Source organism: Mycobacterium sp. OTB74, from assembly GCF_029892685.1.
Lineage (GTDB): Bacteria > Actinomycetota > Actinomycetes > Mycobacteriales > Mycobacteriaceae > Mycobacterium.
Genome location: NZ_JARXVD010000012.1, coordinates 25,559 through 43,204, shown reverse-complemented (window position 1 = coordinate 43,204; position 17,646 = coordinate 25,559). Strand labels below are relative to the sequence as shown.

The 17,646-nt window shown below is 62.2% G+C and carries 19 protein-coding genes and 1 tRNA gene; 8 read left to right on the top strand and 12 right to left on the bottom strand.

Annotated elements, in window-relative coordinates:
- Positions 1-3: 3 nt before the first annotated feature.
- From M2432_RS16910 to M2432_RS16895, 4 genes are all read right to left on the bottom strand, one after another.
- Positions 4-807 carry a thioesterase family protein gene (locus M2432_RS16910; protein WP_280827981.1) on the bottom strand — a complete coding sequence of 268 codons (804 nt, stop codon included), beginning with the start codon at positions 805-807 and terminating at the stop codon, positions 4-6.
- Between the two features lie 34 nt (positions 808-841).
- A complete protein-coding gene (locus M2432_RS16905) occupies positions 842-2,086 on the bottom strand; it encodes a phytanoyl-CoA dioxygenase family protein (protein WP_280827980.1) in 1,245 nt (414 codons plus the stop codon).
- Positions 2,087-2,164: 78 nt separating this feature from the next.
- A complete protein-coding gene (locus M2432_RS16900; protein WP_280827979.1) occupies positions 2,165-2,935 on the bottom strand; it encodes a hypothetical protein in 771 nt (256 codons plus the stop codon).
- A 21-nt stretch (positions 2,936-2,956) separates the two neighbouring features.
- Positions 2,957-3,610: a Bax inhibitor-1 family protein gene (locus M2432_RS16895; RefSeq protein WP_280827978.1), complete on the bottom strand. Its 654-nt coding sequence runs from the start codon at positions 3,608-3,610 to the stop codon at positions 2,957-2,959.
- Positions 3,611-3,993: 383 nt separating this feature from the next.
- Between M2432_RS16895 and M2432_RS16890 the strand changes: the two genes are divergently transcribed.
- The 3 genes from M2432_RS16890 to M2432_RS16880 are packed head-to-tail and all read left to right on the top strand — an operon-like array spanning position 3,994 to position 6,788.
- Positions 3,994-4,599 carry an HdeD family acid-resistance protein gene (locus tag M2432_RS16890; RefSeq protein ID WP_280827977.1) on the top strand — a complete coding sequence of 202 codons (606 nt, stop codon included), beginning with the start codon at positions 3,994-3,996 and terminating at the stop codon, positions 4,597-4,599.
- A gap of 36 nt (positions 4,600-4,635) precedes the next feature.
- Positions 4,636-5,526, top strand: coding sequence for a hypothetical protein (locus M2432_RS16885; protein ID WP_280827976.1), 891 nt, complete (start codon positions 4,636-4,638; stop codon positions 5,524-5,526).
- Positions 5,523-6,788, top strand: a complete 1,266-nt coding sequence (locus M2432_RS16880; RefSeq protein ID WP_280827975.1) for a divalent metal cation transporter — start codon at positions 5,523-5,525, stop codon at positions 6,786-6,788. The genes M2432_RS16885 and M2432_RS16880 overlap by 4 nt, the downstream gene beginning before the upstream one ends.
- Positions 6,789-6,799: 11 nt before the next feature.
- Here the strand turns inward: M2432_RS16880 and M2432_RS16875 are convergent, their stop codons facing one another.
- Positions 6,800-7,162, bottom strand: a complete 363-nt coding sequence (locus M2432_RS16875; RefSeq protein ID WP_280827974.1) for a heme-binding protein — start codon at positions 7,160-7,162, stop codon at positions 6,800-6,802.
- Positions 7,163-7,728: 566 nt separating this feature from the next.
- Between M2432_RS16875 and M2432_RS16865 the strand changes: the two genes are divergently transcribed.
- The 3 genes from M2432_RS16865 to M2432_RS16855 all read left to right on the top strand — a co-directional run bounded on the left by M2432_RS16865 (position 7,729) and on the right by M2432_RS16855 (position 10,664).
- Positions 7,729-7,802: transfer RNA gene (locus tag M2432_RS16865), tRNA-Ile, on the top strand.
- 990 nt (positions 7,803-8,792) lie between these two features.
- Entirely contained in the window at positions 8,793-10,019 is a 1,227-nt protein-coding gene (locus M2432_RS16860) for a hypothetical protein (protein WP_280827972.1), read from the top strand.
- Between the two features lie 504 nt (positions 10,020-10,523).
- The gene (locus M2432_RS16855; protein ID WP_280827971.1) at positions 10,524-10,664 is read left to right on the top strand and encodes a hypothetical protein; all 141 of its coding nucleotides are present in this window, start codon (positions 10,524-10,526) and stop codon (positions 10,662-10,664) included.
- Between the two features lie 22 nt (positions 10,665-10,686).
- Here the strand turns inward: M2432_RS16855 and M2432_RS16850 are convergent, their stop codons facing one another.
- A complete protein-coding gene (locus tag M2432_RS16850; RefSeq protein ID WP_280827970.1) occupies positions 10,687-11,094 on the bottom strand; it encodes a transglycosylase family protein in 408 nt (135 codons plus the stop codon).
- Between the two features lie 495 nt (positions 11,095-11,589).
- On the opposite strand from M2432_RS16850, the gene M2432_RS16845 reads away from it, so the two are divergent.
- On the top strand, positions 11,590-11,853 hold the full coding sequence (locus M2432_RS16845; RefSeq protein WP_280827969.1) for a hypothetical protein: 264 nt from the start codon (positions 11,590-11,592) through the stop codon (positions 11,851-11,853).
- A gap of 177 nt (positions 11,854-12,030) precedes the next feature.
- Here the strand turns inward: M2432_RS16845 and M2432_RS16840 are convergent, their stop codons facing one another.
- The 6 genes from M2432_RS16840 to M2432_RS16815 all read right to left on the bottom strand — a co-directional run bounded on the left by M2432_RS16840 (position 12,031) and on the right by M2432_RS16815 (position 15,984).
- Positions 12,031-12,369 (bottom strand): P-II family nitrogen regulator, encoded by a 339-nt coding sequence (locus M2432_RS16840; RefSeq protein WP_280827968.1) that lies wholly within the window; start codon positions 12,367-12,369, stop codon positions 12,031-12,033.
- Positions 12,370-12,373: 4 nt separating this feature from the next.
- Positions 12,374-13,771: an ammonium transporter gene (locus tag M2432_RS16835; protein WP_280827967.1), complete on the bottom strand. Its 1,398-nt coding sequence runs from the start codon at positions 13,769-13,771 to the stop codon at positions 12,374-12,376.
- Positions 13,772-14,193: 422 nt separating this feature from the next.
- Complete coding sequence (locus M2432_RS16830) at positions 14,194-14,556, bottom strand: hypothetical protein (RefSeq protein ID WP_280827966.1); 363 nt, start codon at positions 14,554-14,556, stop codon at positions 14,194-14,196.
- A gap of 144 nt (positions 14,557-14,700) precedes the next feature.
- Entirely contained in the window at positions 14,701-15,048 is a 348-nt protein-coding gene (locus M2432_RS16825; RefSeq protein ID WP_280827965.1) for a DUF732 domain-containing protein, read from the bottom strand.
- Entirely contained in the window at positions 15,045-15,389 is a 345-nt protein-coding gene (locus M2432_RS16820; protein ID WP_280827964.1) for a DUF732 domain-containing protein, read from the bottom strand. Before M2432_RS16820 ends, M2432_RS16825 begins: the two co-directional genes overlap by 4 nt.
- 208 nt (positions 15,390-15,597) lie before the next feature.
- Entirely contained in the window at positions 15,598-15,984 is a 387-nt protein-coding gene (locus M2432_RS16815) for a hypothetical protein (RefSeq protein ID WP_280827963.1), read from the bottom strand.
- A gap of 154 nt (positions 15,985-16,138) precedes the next feature.
- Here M2432_RS16815 and M2432_RS16810 point away from each other — a divergent pair, with 154 nt between their 5' ends.
- Positions 16,139-17,608 carry an alpha/beta hydrolase-fold protein gene (locus M2432_RS16810; protein ID WP_280828086.1) on the top strand — a complete coding sequence of 490 codons (1,470 nt, stop codon included), beginning with the start codon at positions 16,139-16,141 and terminating at the stop codon, positions 17,606-17,608.
- The last annotated feature ends 38 nt before the right edge of the window (positions 17,609-17,646 follow it).

Below are 17,646 nucleotides of genomic sequence, written 5' to 3'. Positions count from 1 at the left end.
GCTTCAGCTCTTGAAATACACGAGCTGATGGGTGCTGGCCAACAGCGCGCCGTCGCGGGCCCAAACATGTGCGCTCTGGTCGAAGTACCCGTCTGAGAAGCGGTTTGCGTGTGCACTGCCTAACACGAAGTCACCGCCGAGTTCTTCGAGCTCCTGCCCGTTGGCATGAAAGTACGTGGTGAGCGAAATTGTCCCGGCCGGGGAAAATTGGCCACGCCGTAGGAAAACGCGAGGATAGAAGATGTCGGACATCGCAGCGAGCGCGGCAAAGTCAAGGCCGCGCTGGTGGGCGTCACGCACCCACAACGTCGTCCTGGATGACTGACCGGGCGCGGAACCCTCTGCCGGAAAAGGGTTTTCGACGTACCGCGTGTCATATTGGCTGACCCACGTCAGTGGAGGGCCGCTGGTTGCGAGTCCCTCGGGTTGCACCACGGTCGGCATCCGGGTCTCGTTGTCCGACCACGTGTCTCGACGGACGCCGAAGACCATGGTGGCAGTTGTCGTGACGTCGCCTTGTTGGCTGAGTTCGGCGATCCAGTGCTGGTTGGTCCGGTTGGTGCGGGCGGGTCGAAGCGAGATGTCGAACTCGCCGTCGGCGATGGGCGCCGCGAAGTTGACGGTGAGCGCCAGCGGTTCACCGATGCGATCCGGCCGCATCTCTGCCTCGCGCAGTAGTGTCGCCGCAGTGACCCCGCCGAATGGGCCGACCATGTTCGCCCATTCCGGCTGAGTCCTGCCACGCATGCGGGTGTCATCGACGGGCTGCAGTTGCAGGGCTTTATCGAACGAGTGAGTGCCGGTCACGCTCAACATGATGCCTCGTGTTGGTCGGGTGTCCTCAGTGCGTCGCCGCCCGGCTGGATACCTTGCCGGCGGCATCGACGCGGAAGAGCGCATCGTTGTAGTGGCATCCCGCCGGAACCCATCCGAAGGTCTTCTCTTCGGCGAACTTGTAGTACAAGACTCTGCGCCCGGCATTAGGCGCGGTCGGCGGGGGAGTGCTGTGCATGATGTCGCCGTAATGCAGTGTCAGATTGCCAGGTTCGGTATCCAGCTTGACGACGGGTAGGTCGCCCTCTTGCCCCCATTGGACCCAGTGCTTGGTGTAGCGATGCGACCCGGCCAGAACCATCAATTGGCCGTTGGCCGCGTTTGCGTAATCGAGTTGGATGCCCGCCTGGATCAGTGGGCACATGACGGGGTGTCCGCCGATGCCGTCATCGACGTGCCAGCCCAGATCGCCGTCGCCTTTGACCACATCGGAGTTCTTGATGAAAACCATTGGCCCGTCGAGCCGGTCGTCGCAGACCCGAAGTTCGGGGCCCGCGAGTCGGGCGTACGCGGTCATTCGTGGTTCTGTACACAACGCTTGCAGGACGGTGGAGTAGCGGCCCAGATAGTTGATGCGGGTGACGATTTCGGTACCGCTGGAGTTCAACGACCACCACGAAAACGGGTCACCGGGGGAACTCATGGTGCGTACTTTTTCAACCTCCGCGCCCCACGCGGCGATCTCGGCGGGGCTGTAGACGCCACTGATATGCAGGTAGCCGGCGACATTGAAAAAGTGGCGCATCGTTTCGAGATCGTCGTCAACCGTGAATGTCTGGTGCAGATCGAGCGGCTTGCCGGCACGGTCAACGAGACTGTCCCGCACCGCGGCGGTGTAGATCGGGGTTCCGGTCAGCAGGGTTTGGATGGCGGGCTCCCAGCGTTGCCAGGTCTGCAGGGTTCCGCGATGCAGCCGCGCCCGGTCAGTGCGGACGGCGCCGGATGCGGACAGCAGTCTGTTCAGGAACGCCGAGAAGGTGGTCGCGTCGAGCTCGACCAAGGTGGCGGCGTCGCTGTCGCCGCGGCTTGCCTCCACACCCGATGGCGTCGCGCGCCAGGTGTAGGTGGTGCCGTCAGGGAACTGGAAGGCAAGTGGCGGTACCCCGGCAAGGTCTTCGATGACGAGGGCACCGTGCCGTGCGCTGAGAGCGGGGAGTTCGCGGGTGTGGAACTCATCAAACGAATGCTGTGGAAACGACGCCGCGATGGCATCGACCCACGGCAGTCCAGTGCCTAACTCGTCGGTAGCCATTCTGTCCCTTCGCGTTACAGCCAAAGATACGGCCCACACCGACCCGCACTGAAGGCACAGTAACGGCCATCAAGCCGATCAGCTGTCGAACGGCGCCAGGTGCACGGCGAGCGTCATGCCATATCGCCGGGCCAGTCCAAAACGCCCTTCCGGCATCGCACGCGCCTCAGCTCTGACGATGTCACTAAGTCCGCGCTTGAAGCCGGGCCCGCGGGGATGGCGCCGAAGGGTCTCCTTGATGTTGTGGGGCGCGACATCCCACGCACGTAAGCCGGCGCCATCGACCATAGCGCCGTATTGCACGTAGTACGCGATCGCGCCGTCCCTCTCGACGGTCACCCCAGGCGTGGTGTGGCAACAGATGCCGTCGGCGATCAGATTGGCCCGGGCGGGATCGATGCCCGCTGCATCGGCGCAGGCCAGCGCGCGCTCTGCGCCGCGAATCGTGAAGTCCTCGCCGACGACGGTGGTCGTGGCTCCCCAGTCGTGAACCAACGCGGCACAGTAGAACAGCTCTCGATCGAGCCGCTGGCGATCTACGGCAGCCAGTGCCATTCCCCACAGCCAGGTCCGGTATGAGTGTGCGGCAAGCAGATCGGACTGCTCGGCGCAGGCTGCTTCGGCCTCACGTGCCAGCTGCGAGTCGGGCGCCTCGAAGTCGCGCACATCGACGTCTGTCGCGCCTTCGGGCAGCTTTCCCAGCGCCAATTTCGTCCGACCAATGAGGTTGGCGACTTGACTGACCGCGATTGCGCCGATCAATCGGCGCCGCTCCGCCGAGGTCAGAGCACCGCGGGTCCGCCGGGCCCATTCGAGTCCGCCGAGCCGGTTGGGGTCTGGATTTATCACGTGCTTGCCTGCCGTCGGCGATCAGTCTCGGCCTCGACCGCCGAAAAGCTGTAGGAAGAACGAGAACACGTTGAGTGCGTCCAAAAAGATCGACGAGGCGATGAACGGCGCGGAATCGAGATCGGTGGTTCGGCGCAGGCGTTGGAAGTCGTACATCGTCAGGCCTGCGAACACAACCAGACCCAAGACCGAGTAGATGACGGCACCGCCCGGGATGTGGACGAAGATCAAGACAACGCCGAACGCGATCAGTGCGATCAGCGCCCAAAAGCCCACCCGGGCAAGGCCCGACAGATCGGTACGAGTGGCGTAGCCAAACGCGCCGCAGCCGGCGATGAACAGCGCGGTGGCGCCTCCGGCTTCCCATAGCGCCTGCGGGTCCGCGTTGGCGTAGTACACCAGAGTTGGCGACATCGCCAGGCCGAGGAGCAGCCCGACACCGAAGAGCAGCGCGACGCTACCGGCGGGGGAGCTGCGTACGGCAAACCGCATCCCGATCAGGCAGCCGAACGCCAGGAGATAGAACACAAAGGTCCAACCGCCGGCGAGGTTTCGGCCCAGATAGGAGCCGAGTGCGAAAAAGCCGGCGGTGGCGGCCACGAACCACATGACTTGTCCGAACAGAGTGCGGGTCCGGTTGTCTACCCCAACCCCGCCGTAGTCTCGTGCGGTCATCGTATTCGCTCCAATCCGTGAAAAGCAGCGCCGGGATTGACTGGACGCGTTCTACATTCATCGGTACATAGCGCAACTATGTTGTGATTGATCGCCTGCGGCTGGAACATTCGTCCGCCGATTCTGACCGCCTTGGTCGCCAATCGTGTTCGTACAAAGCGACCTATCCGAAACCCAAGTTATCGACGGCGCTGCGTTTCGCAGTCCCGTCTGCCTTCAGCCCTTCTACACCCTTCGCGCGAACGGCGAATTGTTAGAAGGGATAGCGCAGAACCTGCATTCCTGTCAATATATACAACGGCGTTAAGCCAGGTCTGGGCGATGATCGAACTGTTGTATGTGCATCCGTGTCCACCACAACTCACATCAGCTGAGGAGCGACAATGACCGAGAATCACCATCCAGTTGAGGGATTCATCCACCGCGTGTGGTCCTCGACTGTGCTGTTCGGAGTGCTAGCCATCATTCTTGGTGTCCTGATCCTGGCGTGGCCGGGGCTTTCGATTGTCACCGCCGCCGCAGTATTCGGCGTGTACCTGGTGGTGTCGGGTGTGGTGATGATCTTCGCCGCCTTCAGCCTGCCGGCCTCTGCGGGCAGCAAATTCTTGAGCGTTCTAAGCGGTGCGATCTCAATTATCTTGGGGGTCTTGGCATTTCGCCATTTCGGTGAGGGTTACGCGATACTGCTACTGGCCATCTGGATCGGAATCGGATTCATCTTTCGCGGAGTGTCGGCATTTGCGGCGGCATTGGCCGACAAGCACTTTCCCGGTCGCGGCTGGGCGATCTTCTTCGGCATCATCAGCGGCATTGCCGGAATTGTGGTTTTGGCCTATCCCTTTGACTCGATCGCAACGCTGGCGCTGGTCACCGGAGTTTGGTTGATCGTGCTCGGAATCACCGAGGTGATCGGCGGTTTGAGCATGCGTCACGATGTGAAGAAGCTGCATGGGCTGGTGTCGACAGGTGAACCGGCGGAGTCCAAATGATGCGCGTCGACCGAGTGCGCACAACCTGGTAGTGACATGGCCGCCAAGCGCACTCGGTCCGATGATGACCGGCACCGCGGTAATCGGTTACGGATATCGGCACGGCTGAGTGAGCAGATCGCCACGCGTCGGGCGATCGCCGGACAAGTCGTGTCAATAGCGCACCTGCTCGGCCGACCTGTCCGCGACGATGCCGGTACCAGGCTGGGGCGGGTCAGCGATGTTGTGGTGCGTTGGACCGCCGGCGCCGACCACCCCATGGTTACCGGAATTCTGGTTCGTGCCGGCGCGGGATACGTGTTGGTCGACAGTGCCGACGTGACACTGCAACAGCATGAGGTGTGTCTGCGTTCAGATGTGCACCGCGTATCGCGGCTGGTTCGGCAGCCTGGCGACGTCGAACTGGCGGCTGACATTCTGGACCATCAGCTGGTCGATATCGCGGGGGTCCAGGTGGTCCGGGCCGCCGACGTCTACGTGCTCAACGGCGCCGCCGGTTGGGAGCTCGGCGGTGTCGACGTGGGGGTCACGGCGTTCCTCCGCCGGCTGTTACCCAAGGCCCGTAACTGTCCGCCGCCCAATCGGGTGATCGACTGGGCGGAGTTGCAAGCGTTCGTGCCGCGTTACCCGGACTCCGGTCACACCGATTCGGAGGGCCCGGCGGATGCTGCCGGACAGATCGGTGGCAGCGTTCAATTGTCCCGTCCTGCAGCTGAATTGACCAAACTCCACGCGTCCGATATTGCGTCGTTGTTGGAAGGGCTGGGTCGCCAGCAACAAGCCCAGGTAGCCGCCCACGTCGAGCCTTCCGCCGCGGCCGGCGCGTTGCGGGAACTGGAACCCGCTCAGCGCGAAGCCATCCTGGCGGAATTGAGTGCGGACGACCGCAATCGGCTGACCGCACTGCTCGCTGAGGAGGTCTCATGACCGCTCCTGCTGGTGAGGTGACGAAGCAGCCGGGGCAGCCTTGGCGCAAACGCATACTGGCGGTGCTCGCGGTTCTGGGACCGGGACTGATTGCCGCCAACGCAGGCAACGACGCAGGCGGCATCCTGACGTATGCCAGCGCGGGAGCGCAATTCGCTTATCGCACACTATTTTTGATGGTGCTGGTGACCGTCGCGTTGGTCGTTGTCCAAGAGATGTGCTCCCGGCTCGGCGTCTATACCGGCGAAGGTCTCGGTGGACTGATCCGCGAACAGTTTTCTGCGCGTAGCACGTTCATCGCCTTGTTGCTGCTGCTCGTCGCCAATGCGGGTCTGACGGTCAGTGAATTCGCCGGTGTTGGTGCCGCAATGCAGATTTTCGGTGTGCCGCCGGCGATTTCGGTGCCGATCGCGGCAATCCTGGTGTGGTGTCTGACCGTGCTCGGTTCGTACTCCCGAGCCGAACGGCTATTCATGATCCTGACATTGGCGTTTCTTGCGTACCCCGTCGCGGCGTTTCTCGGACACCCCGACGGCAAGCAGGTGGCAGCCAACCTGGTGTGGCCGCACTTTGTCGGAAGTCACGATTATCTGGTGCTCGCGGTGGCGTTGATCGGCACGACCATCACTCCGTACATGCAGTTCTATGTGGCATCGGCGGTGGTGGACAAGGGAATCAAGCCAGCGGACTATCACGGCGAACGGATCGATACCGTCAGTGGGGCGATCTGGAGCGATGTGATCGCAATTTTCATCATCGTCGCCACTGCCGCCGCGATCGGCGGCAGCGGTCCACTGCAGTCGGCGGCGCAAGCGGCAGAAGCCTTGCGGCCGGCCGTTGGCCCAGCGGCGCCTGCCCTTTTCGCCGCCGGCCTGCTCGGCGCATCCCTGTTGGCCGCCTCGATCGTCCCACTGTCGACGTCGTACGCCATCGCTGACGCGACGGGCACGCCCCGCTCGGTATCGGCGAGCCTGCGTCAGGCGCCGCTGTTCTACGGCGTTTTCACGCTGCAGATCATCGTCGGTGCGGCGGTGGCGCTGGCGCCGGGCAACTTGGTCGCGCTCGTCGTCAATGCCCAAGTGCTCAACGGGATCATCACGCCACTACTGCTGACCTACGTCCTCATTCTCGCCAACAGATCGACCGTCCTCGGGACAGCGAAGAACGGCCCCATCTTCAAAGCGCTTGCCACTGTGTGCGTCGCGGTGGTGGGGCTGTTGTCCTTCGTCGTCCTTGTGGAGACGGTCTTCGGTCTGGGCTGACGCGCTGCCTGTCAGCTCATAGGCCCATCACCCATGGGCCCGCCCTCGGGCATGGGTGCGTTGCAGCGCTCCCGGAAGTCGGCGGCGGGCTGCCTTACCCCACGAATCTCGTCTCGTATCTGTGGGTTGGCCTGCATGTAGTTGGTGACTTCGGTGCGCATCTGATCCCGAGGCTTGCCTTTGAGGCTGGTGAAGAAAGCGTTCACGTCAGGGTGGGTGAACAGATAGGACGACATCCCCGCGTTGACGCCGGACATCACCCCGGCGAGGTCGGCGGCGGTGCAGTTCGGCGGATCGGCAGCTGCGGTCGCTGTGCTGCCCACGAGCGTCGCACCGGCGATCAGGCCGGCGCCGATGAAGGTACGGAAGATCATGTGAGGCTCCAATTCTCGTAGGTGAACAGGGTCAAAGTCAGCGTGGTCCAATACCGCCACCACCTCCGCCACCCGGGGGTCGGGGCCGTATTGGCCGAGGTGGCACTGGAACGATTACGTCGAGGCCCCAGCCGTCGTCGCAGTACCACGGGTCGGCGCAATATGACGGGTACCCGGCGGTTGGGGGAGTGGGGCCACCGCCGCGGACGTCGCCCTGGGCGCAAACGGTCGCTACGCCGTTGCCGTCGCAGTCTGCCGCCGCGGGCGAAGCGACCTCGATGCCGCCGACTGTAAACGCAAGTACCAGAACCGAACTCAGGCAACTTCGCTTCAGCCGCATGACTGCTACCTCCTGGCTTGTGGTCCCGCGCGGTCGGCCCGTTGGCGATGCGCGTGAACAGTATGCAGCAGAGCGTAATTGGACGCTGTGTTGCAGGAGGGAAATCGCGAATTCCGCGATCGTTATTTCTTCGTGAGTCGTCCTTTTGCCGGGAGCGGGCGGCCCCTGGGAGCGCCCCTGGGGCGGCATGGGAAACTAGGGGCCGCGATTGCTTCGGCATCGCACTGGGGCGGTAGCTCAGTCGGTTAGAGCCGTGGACTCATAATCCATTGGTCGCGGGTTCGAGCCCCGCCCGCCCTACACACAGGCCTACGTGACAAAAACGCAGGTTAACGGTCTGCAGCGTATCAGTGGGACGGCTGGCAGCGCACTATTCAACGGGTGCGGGGTCGGCGTGACGCTAGATCATGTCGTGGGGTTGGTCGGCTCCGGATGCAGTCCCGGAACGACAACGACTGCACGCACGGCGGATTGCTGTCAGCAGGCCGCGGCAGTGCGGAGGATTTTCCTCGATGCCACTTAAATGTGGGTTCGACAGTGAATTGGCCGTGACTCCGGCAGCTGCATGAGGAGCACGGCGTCGAGTCGTGTCCGCAGTTGCTGAGGGTAACGTGTTCGATGCCCGCGCCGAGTAGGTCATGGGAAGGTACATGCGAGTGACTGAAGTGCGGCTCACGTGCTAAGCGGCCGTTAGATCGGCAATGGCCGATGCCGGGGAACGACTGCTGGCCGACTCGCGCCCTTCGGATCAATGCCAAACGCCCGGCGGTCTGTGATCTAAATCACCTGTCTACCAACATGATTCAGGGCGACTGTCAGCCGAACGGCGGATCGCAATTCACCTCCGTCGGTGACAGCGTGAAACTTCACACCCGCACCGCTCAGGACTGCGATAACGGAGGAACCGATGGTGCCCAAGGTTGATCCGCTATATGTTATCGGGCGAGGCGTCTGGTACTTGTGCTACCCGATTGCCTGGGCGTGCGGTAGCCCAGGGGTGGATAAGCTAGAGGCTGCACTCCTGAAGGCGAGTTGCGCAGGCGGAGTGACGCTACGCGATTGCGATCAATCATCCGACGTACCGCCTCTAGGGCGCCGGTGAGGACGCACCAGGAGAGATTTGCTCTGGCAAATTCCCTTAGGTCAAAGGGGGGATTCTGGATTGGCCGGCGCAACTACGAGACTATGTCTCGCAGCAGGGTGTTTGGCCAACTCGATGATCTGTGCCAATCGATTCTGAGCGAGACCGATTCAGATCCCGCGGTTGTGCAAGCCGCGTATGAGTCCAGCGTGAGGTTCGCCGAGGCGGCATTTCGGGCCTATGGCCTCGTTGGCGAGGCGATCCTCGGGTATCCGATCGATAGCGTCTTCGCGGTGCCGCTACGCGCCGACGGGCGTAGCGATATCTACGCCACCGATACCGACGCGTTCTTTCCACTCGCGAGTCGTGAATTCGGAGTGACACCCGAGATTCAACTTCGCTCGGTACTGGGTGTTCCACCGAGCGTCATCGAGACGAACCTTCAGAGTCAACGTGAAGGGGAACGCGGAGCAACGCTATTCGTACCGTTGTTCTCCACAATGACAGCAGATTTCGGCCCGCAGCCGGGCGCACCCGCCAACCGAGCGGAACTCTTTCGCACCGTGTCTGTGATCATGCAGCGAGCGGCTGAGCTTGCACATGTTCGACTCGGGGCCCGAGTCCTCGGATTGGGCGCAACCCTCCCGAAGATCAGTGCGTACGGCCTTGGGTTCAAGAATCACCCGGAGTTCGACATGTCGGGGTTAGCCACCACAACTGGTCACGCCGGGACTGTCCACCTGATTCTTGAAACCATCCGAGGACTACTCACCACCGCAACCTTCCGCGATAGCCATCTAACACTCGGCATCGTAGGCGCGGCAGGATCTATCGGATGGTCCACCGTCGTGAATGCGCAGGACGCCTTCAATGACGTACCGGTCCTCCTGTACGACGTTCGCGGTCGCCTTCTCGAAGAGAGGCTTCTCGAACGGCCAGAAACTCCGAGTCTCAGACATGCAGCAGACGTCGCTAGTGTCCTGCGCGAGGCGAACATCATCGTTTCCGCGGTGACGGGTCCTATTGACCTTGATGTCATAGACCCCGGCAAAGAACTGGACCTGCAGTCCAAGGTCATCATCGATGACAGCGAGCCCAAAGCGTTCATCAGAGAGCAAGTCGAAGCTCGTGGCGGATATCTTCTGAATGTCGTTGGGGAAGCCAACGGCGAATTCAAGGGCTTACGCCGAGATGGGCTGTGGACTGGTGGCTCCGAGAAGCCTTACAACTTCGGCGACGAAGCAGGACTTTGTGTGGGCGCATCGTGGGGGTGCGACATCGAACGTACCGTCATCTCGTGGGCGGGAGCCTACAAAGAGGCCGTTGCCGCAGAGGTGACGCCGACGAACGTGCGAAACATCGGACGGCTATGCCATGAGGCGGGTATCGTCGCCGCCCGCTTCCAATCCTTCAGTCAGTTTGTCGACGTTCCCTGACACATAGGGAGGGCGCCAGGCCACCTTGGCGCAAATCAATTTGCTAGCACGGCTCCGTGAAAATTGTTGTACGGCAACATGTTCAGACGACCGCCCAACCCAGAAAGCGGTCTTGACGATCGTTGGAGTTGAGTGGAACTACCCGAATCTTCGGTGCGACATAGTAATTCGCGGTCAGATAGGTGCCGTCGCCCTGGAGGAGCATCACGTGTCCATTGCCGTTGTCGAATCGGGGATCGCTGGTGAATACGAGTGCGCCGGCCGGGATGCCGTCGGGGTTCGCATGTAGTTTGCCGCACGTAGCCGCGTATTGGCCTGGGCGCGTCCTCCGCGGCTCCAAACGGCCGAGCACCTTCTCACAGCAACCGCGGGGCAACACGCAAGGCGCGCCATAGTGTGCGACATGTGACGCAGCCGTGTTCCAAATGTGACCCGTGTGATTCAGTGTGATCAGAGTGACTTGAGTGCAATCAAGTAACTGAATCCGTGGTTTGGGAGGGTCCCATGTCTACAGCTCACAAGGTCGAACGCGTCGTTTCGAAACTCGCCGCCGCTCTGGCCCGCCGCCACGATGACCGTTGGGCCTATCCAGCGGAAAAGGAACGGCTGGCGACGCCGCAGGAGTTGGCGCTTCTGGGCATGTAGCCCGTGCTGCTCCTTCAGGCCGTCAGCTGAAGATCCGCAGCACCGTCCGGCATAGATATGGCAGGTTGGACAGCGGGATGAATGCCAGCGCATGGCACATGCCGCTCGCTTGTCCGGCCGGCCCGCCGCATACCGGCCACGCTCCTAATCCCTGAGTTCGCAACACATTTCGTGCGACTCGAATCTGTTCGTCGCGGCTGGCCTGATTCGGTGCGCCAATGCCGCCGTTGGATGCCCAGGTGGCCGGCGTGAACTGCAGCCCGCCGTAGAACCCATTGCCGGTGTTGGCCCCCCAGTTGCCGCCAGACTCGCACTGCGCGATGGCGTCCCAGTTGGGTTCGGCACTGGCCTCTGGGGCTGCCAGTGCCAGTTGGGAGAACTCGAGCACGACTGAAATGGCGACTGCTCGAAGCAGTGTGCGCATGCTCATGTCGACCTCGATCCTGTGGCGCGGGATTGGCCCGGCCTGCGGTTGGTGGTTCGCAATTGGCTCGTGGGGCCCACTGTACAGACGAGAAGTAAGTTAATCAGCCGTGCTAATGAGTTAATTGTTATTCTTCGAGGAAATTTAGTATTCCTGCATATTTCTGTGACTTATGGGATTGGTGGGTTCTCTCTTTACTGCGGCATCACCGCAGGTCAGGGCATTCTCATGGAGGTGGAGTTTATGAAGTGGTTATTGCCACCAGGGCGACGTGGGATTCGGTTGATGGGTGTGTTTCTAAAGCGTCAATTGATGTAATTGTTATTAATGTTGTTTGAGTTGTTAAACAGCATTAATGATGCCTGTGGGATTTCTGTTGCTGGTGTGACTGGAGTGAAACCGGAACTGAGATTCCGGACGTTTGTGCACGTCTGGGCGTAAACTTCGAGCCGACGCTGAAGGGTGCGACGCCATGGAGTTAAACCACACTCCGAGGGAACGGTGAGCGTCCCGATTGTCGGGGCGGTGCGGCTTCTTTTCGCCGCGCTGCTGCTGATCGGTGCGGGGCTGCTGGCAGCTTGGGTGCACCCGGTCACCTCAATCACGAAGGCTGACGTGGCCAACTGCCACAGTCGCACCGTCGACGGCGTGGAAGAGGACGTTTGTGTCGGCAATCCGGGCGAACCTGGCGGGGTAGATCGGCCGCCCTATTGGAATGTGGTGCCGGAGCTCAACTTCGGAGTGGGCATCGGGCTCGGTATGTGAGCCCTCGGTCCCTATCTTTCATCACTTGGGATCTTTCATCACTTGGGCGTTTGGCGAATTCGTAACGCCCTGAACCACTGGGCAGACCATACGCAGAGCCCGGATAGAGATCGACGAGTGCGATCTCTACCCGGGCGCCTGGACTTCGGAGTGGTTATTGCTTTCGGAATCTGAGTCCTAGAGCGCCTCGACGCCCTGTTCGCCGGTGCGTACCCGGGTCAGCGACTCGACGTTGGTCACCCACACCTTGCCGTCGCCGATCTTGCCCGTTCGGGCGGCGCCGACGATGGCGTCAAGCACGGCTTCCAGATGATCGTCGTCGACGACGATGTCAACCCGTGCCTTGGGAACGAAATCGACGTTGTATTCGGCGCCGCGATAGACCTCGGTGTGCCCTTTCTGGCGCCCGTAGCCCTGGGCTTCGGAGACCGTCATGCCGTGGAAGCCGGCTAGGTCTACTGCGGCGCGGATGTCGGAGACGGTAAACGGTTGGACCACGGCGGTGATGAGTTTCATCGCGTTACACCTTCACCGTGTCGAGACGGCCGCCGACCAGAGCTTCGTCCGGGTAGGCCTCTTCCTGGTGTACGCCGATATCGCCGAGTTCCAGGTCTGCTTCGGATGCGCGCAGCTTCATGAACAGACTGAGGAATTTCAGGATGGCGAACGTCACCAGGGCGTCCCACACGATGATGGTCAGCGCGGCGCAGAGCTGAACCAGGATTTGTGCCGGGTGATGGCCCCAGAGCCAACCGGCGGCGGTGACGTCGCTGACGTCCTTGCCGTTGCCGATGTATTGGATGACATTCGGGTCGGCCAGCACGCCGACCAGCAGGCCGCCGATCAGCCCAGCGATGCCGTGGGTGTGGACCACCCCGAGGGTGTCGTCGACCTTGGCGAAAAACTTCGTGCGCCCCAGCCAGTTCCACGACATCCACACCAGGGATGACGCGACGACGCCGATGATCATGGCGCCAAAGCTGTTGACGAAGCCGGCGGCGGGGGTGATGCCGACCAATCCGACGATCATGCCGTTGATCGCGCCGAGGAATGTCGGCTTCTTCTCGCGGCTGGCGAAAATGTCCCAGATCACCCAGGTCAGCAATGCAACCGCGGTGGCCAGGTTGGTGTTCAGCACGGCCAGCGATGCGTTGGCGCCCGAGAAGTAGGGGTCACCACCGTTGAATCCGTTCCAGCCCAACCACAGAATTCCGGCACCGACCGCAGCCAGCGGCAGGTTGTTGGGCACTGCGCGTTCGCGGTCGCGGTTCAATCGGGGCCCGATAACCGCCGCGGCGACGAAGCCGCTGGTGCCCGCCGCCAAGTGGATCACGTAGCCGCCGGAGTAATCGAGCGCACCGGTAGAGAACAGGCTGCTTACACCCGTGTGCGCCTGGGCCCAGAAGCCACCGCCCCAGACGAGGAATGCGTTGACGCAGTAGGCGAATGTCGTCCACAGCGGCACGAAGATCAGCCACACCTTGAAGTTGATCCGGCCGACCACGCTGCCCAGAAACAGTAGTGGCGTGATCGCGGCGAACACGAACTGGAAGTACGCCAGGGCGGTCTCGGAGAATCTGAATTTGGGCATCAATCCGTCCAGCAGCGGGATGCTCGCTTGGTGCTGGTTGGCGGTGCCCAGAATGCTTCGCGGCTTGCCGATCGCCGATTCCAGGATGCCTGGTCCGAGCTTCATGGGTTCGCCGAAGCCCATCTTGAAGCCCCACAGCACCCAGACCACCAGCACCAGTGAGAACCCGGTAAAGGCCATCAGCATCGTGTTCACCGCCCACTTTTTCTGGACGATGCCGGCGTAGAGCACTGCAATGCCAGGAAGGCTCATCAAGCCCACTAGCGTCGCAGCAACGAGCTGCCAGGCGTTGTCTCCTGGATTAAGCCAGTCCGGATATGGATTCATGCGGGACCGCCCTTCGATGCCGATTTTGTAACCCGTCTTTGGGGTCGCAAAATATTCACTCGGGATAGTTTCTTCCGCATGTTTCCGCTGTTAATTTCAGATTTCTCGGACTGGCGGGTATTGGCATTCAGGAATCTGTCGGAATTCACACGGCTAACGGTCGGCGATTGCACAGTATTTTCACACCAGATGTGCGGGTTGGTGCGATCTGTACGGGCGTGCCAAATATGCTGTGGCGCAACTTATTAAGCGGGTCAGTTAGCTCGCGTTACACAAAGTAGAGGTGGTCGCGCGCGCGAATACACGTCGTCGCCCAATTTGGCGTGTGCGGTGGCCAGCGGTATTTCGAGGGTACGGCTCGCGACGGCAACCGCACCTGCAGTCTGGATATTCGAAAAACGGGTCAGTCGAAAATAGACCGATTACGGCCCGATTCCCGCGGCCAGGCAGGCTTGCCGGATGGCCTCGGCGTGCACATCTTGCTTCTGATACGCCGCGCTGCACCAGGCGCGGGCGGCGGCGCCACAGTTGTGCTCGACGCCGCCGCCCATCGAACTGGCAACGCCTACCGTCACGCATTGGTCACCAGCGTTCGCAGGATCGGGCGACCGCTCGCCGACGACGAATGCCACCGCGGCTGCTACGACCAGGGTCGCGCCGACGATGCCGATCACCGAGAGCACGGTCCGGCGTTCCCGAGCCGTGAGCGGTTCGGTGGGTGGGGTCTTGCCTGCGTTGGCCGTCTCCGACTCCTTTGGGCGATGGGCTCCGGATGAGTTTTTCAAACGATAAGTCTCGCGCCCGTGTACCGCTCACCATCAGGTGTGTCCAGTCATTCCGATGGCTTCCGGATTGATCCGTGGCGAGGCTAGCTGGCTACATACGTCCAGTACGTCCACGTCAGCGTGCTGGTGTCGGTCCAGTCCATGTCAGTACTCCGCTCCGTAGTTGGGGCGCACCTCGTCGACGGCCTGTGCACTGTGCAAGGGGCATAGGTCGTGCACCGCGTCGTGGGCCATGTTGGCAACACCGTCGCCGCTCAGGTGGGGCCACTGCTCCGTGATCTGCATGAGCACGGAGCGCGGAGTCAGTCCGCGGTCGAGCTTGCGGCAGACGGTCCATCCGTTGCGGACCAGGCCCTCGTCCCCGCCGGTGTTGGTGAGTCCGTGCCAGTGCTCATCGTTGATGAAATCCGTCGTGTCAGCGTGTGCTGGTGCGGCTCCCAACATCAGGGCTGCCGCCGTACCGCCGACAGCGATGGCCCTCGCCTTCCTCATGTCACACCCGCCTTGCGAATTTCGTCGAGCCCTTGCGAGATGTGGGAGGGGCAGAGGTAGGTGATCGTGTCCCCCAGCAGGTTGCCGGCGAGCTGGGGCGGCATCGCCGGGTTGTCTCTCATGACCCCCCTGAGAATGGATCGGAGCGTTACCCCGACGTCGAGCCCGGCGCAGGCCCTGTTTGCGCCATTCAGTAACGCTTCGTCCCCATGGAAGTAGTCGGTGATTCCGTCTCTGTGCGCGGCGTTGAGGAAGCCGACAGTGTCGGCATGGGCCGGCACAGCTCCCAACAGCAGCGCTGCCGCTGTACCGGCGACAGTGATGGCCGTCGTCTTTCCCATTGTTCTTCTCCTCAGGAAATCGGTTTGTCTTCCCCTCGAGAAATCGGTGTCCCCTCCACCAAGTGGCCCGGCACACTGCCGGACCACTTGGTGCCTCACTTGTCCAGCACCGCGTGCATGTGCTCCTCGTCCAGCTGCTCCCAGCTGCTTCAACGGAAGTTGGAGGTTACGTCAACCGACGTGGTGATGTGCTGGTGTTTACGGAAACTTATGCGGAAACTATCCGGTAATTAACAGAAAAAACAGGCAAATATTGCCGTTGCGGCAGCTGCCCCCGCCAGGGGCGGCTGACTCGTACTGGTGGCACCAGTGGTTGACACCGCGCTCGGGGCAAAGGGTCTTCGCCCGCAGCTGCCCGCTCGGCCTGTTCCTCGTTGTCCGTCGCCTGCTCAATGGCGGCGAGGCGCTGACGCAGCTTCTCCGCACACTTGCGCTGGCGTGCCCGCGCCGCCTTGACGGCGCTGGCCTGCAGGTATTTGAGCCGGGCGTTCACCACTCGCCGGTGGTGCTCCGGCGTCAGGTCCTCCAGCGTCACGTCGGCGCCGTGGACGCGTTTGGCGTGCCAGATGACCCCGGTGGGCAGAGCGGAACTCACACATATTTGGTGCGTAAACGTGCGGGATTTACCGGGGATATCCCAGGTGGCTTAGGGAACAAATTGGCCACACACGCTCAATACAGTTGGCTCACAGAAACCAGCACCATCATCGAGTTCTGTGACGATCACGTTTCTTGCCGACGCCCCTGCCGTGCCGGCGATTCCGCCGGTGGTTGCCCCCAACCACCACGGACTGTCGCTGCTCTACGGCTGGCTTCCGATAACAATCCAGGCGGTGGCTGCGATCGTCCTCTTGCTGGCCATCGGCTGGCGCGGCCGGCGCTGGCGCTTTCTGTGGCTGCCCGTCGCGGTCATCATCGGTGTGATCGCCGCAGCCTGGGCTATTTGGTTCACCAACTCCCAGGGCTTGGCGGGTAATCCGGCGCCGAACTCGTTGTGGATTTGGGTTGGTCTGACCGGCCTGGCCGTCGGCGTCCTGTTGCTCGGCTGGCGTGGTGCGCCGTGGTGGCGGCGTGGCGTAGCGGTGCTGGCTGTCCCGCTGTGTCTGCTGGGCTCCGGCGTGGCATTGAACAATTGGGTCGGATACTTCCCGACGGTCCAGACCGCGTGGGGCGAGCTGACGGCCGGTCCGCTGACAGATCAGACCGACATGTCGACCGTCACCGCCATGAAGACCGCGGGCACCGTCCCATCGCATGGACAGGTGGTCCAGGTCGACATCCCGGACACCGGTTCGGGCTTCAACCACCGCACCGAGATCGTGTACCTGCCGCCGGCGTGGTTCGCGCACACCGCGCCTTCGTTGCCCACCATCATGATGATCGCCGGCGAGTTCAACACCCCCGCGGACTGGCTGCGCATCGGCAACGTTGCGAGCATCGCCGATAACTTCGCGGCCACGCACGGTGGAAGCTCCCCGGTCTTCGTTTTCGTCGACACCGGCGGCTCGTTCAACAACGACACCGAATGCGTCAACGGGCCGCGCGGCAACGTAGCCGACCACCTCACCAAGGATGTCGTGCCCTATATGACGTCGACGTTCGGAGTCAGTGCCGCAGCGGCCAATTGGGGCATTGTCGGCTGGTCCATGGGTGCCACGTGCTCCGTAGACCTCGTCGTCATGCACCCCGAGTTGTTCAGCACCTTCGTGGACATTGCCGGCGACATGGGCCCCAACGCGGGCACCAAAGACCAGACCATCGCCCGGCTCTACGGCGGCGATGCCGCCCAGTGGGCGGCCTTCGACCCGACCACGGTCATGACCAAACACGGCCCGTACCAAGGTGTTTCGGGGTGGTTTGCGATTTCCTCCGATGCTCCGTCCAAGCAGCAGCATTGGGGCGATTCGCACCCCGACGCCGTGGGGCTTGGTGGCCGGGACGGTGCGGGCAACCCGGGTGACCAGACCGAAGCGGCCAACTCGCTGTGCACACTCGGTAGCCGACTGGGCATCGATTGCGCGATCGTCAAGCAGCCGGGCAAACACGACTGGCCATTCGCCGTGACGGCGTTCCAAACGAGTCTGCCGTGGCTGGCCGGCCAGGTGGGGACGCCCGGCGTCCCGAAGGTCGGCTTCCCGGCCGGGTCCACGTCACCGGCATCCTCCGGCAGTCCCGCCACATCGATGGCGGCCGGGCCGAGCCCGACACCGGGCCGTTAGCAGTCCTCTCTGTAACACCAAGCTGGTCTAAGTAGATG

Bases quoted from the DNA above. Each gene is read 5' to 3' on its own strand.
- M2432_RS16825 (WP_280827965.1), bottom strand. From the start codon at position 15,048: ATGAGGAAGGCGAGGGCCATCGCTGTCGGCGGTACGGCGGCAGCCCTG.
- M2432_RS16855 (WP_280827971.1), top strand. From the start codon at position 10,524: ATGTCTACAGCTCACAAGGTCGAACGCGTCGTTTCGAAACTCGCCGCC.
- M2432_RS16905 (WP_280827980.1), bottom strand. From the start codon at position 2,086: ATGGCTACCGACGAGTTAGGCACTGGACTGCCGTGGGTCGATGCCATC.
- M2432_RS16875 (WP_280827974.1), bottom strand. From the start codon at position 7,162: ATGATCTTCCGTACCTTCATCGGCGCCGGCCTGATCGCCGGTGCGACG.
- M2432_RS16820 (WP_280827964.1), bottom strand. From the start codon at position 15,389: ATGGGAAAGACGACGGCCATCACTGTCGCCGGTACAGCGGCAGCGCTG.
- M2432_RS16835 (WP_280827967.1), bottom strand. From the start codon at position 13,771: ATGAATCCATATCCGGACTGGCTTAATCCAGGAGACAACGCCTGGCAG.
- M2432_RS16890 (WP_280827977.1), top strand. From the start codon at position 3,994: ATGACCGAGAATCACCATCCAGTTGAGGGATTCATCCACCGCGTGTGG.
- M2432_RS16840 (WP_280827968.1), bottom strand. From the start codon at position 12,369: ATGAAACTCATCACCGCCGTGGTCCAACCGTTTACCGTCTCCGACATC.
- M2432_RS16895 (WP_280827978.1), bottom strand. From the start codon at position 3,610: ATGACCGCACGAGACTACGGCGGGGTTGGGGTAGACAACCGGACCCGC.
- M2432_RS16885 (WP_280827976.1), top strand. From the start codon at position 4,636: ATGGCCGCCAAGCGCACTCGGTCCGATGATGACCGGCACCGCGGTAAT.
- M2432_RS16880 (WP_280827975.1), top strand. From the start codon at position 5,523: ATGACCGCTCCTGCTGGTGAGGTGACGAAGCAGCCGGGGCAGCCTTGG.
- M2432_RS16850 (WP_280827970.1), bottom strand. From the start codon at position 11,094: ATGAGCATGCGCACACTGCTTCGAGCAGTCGCCATTTCAGTCGTGCTC.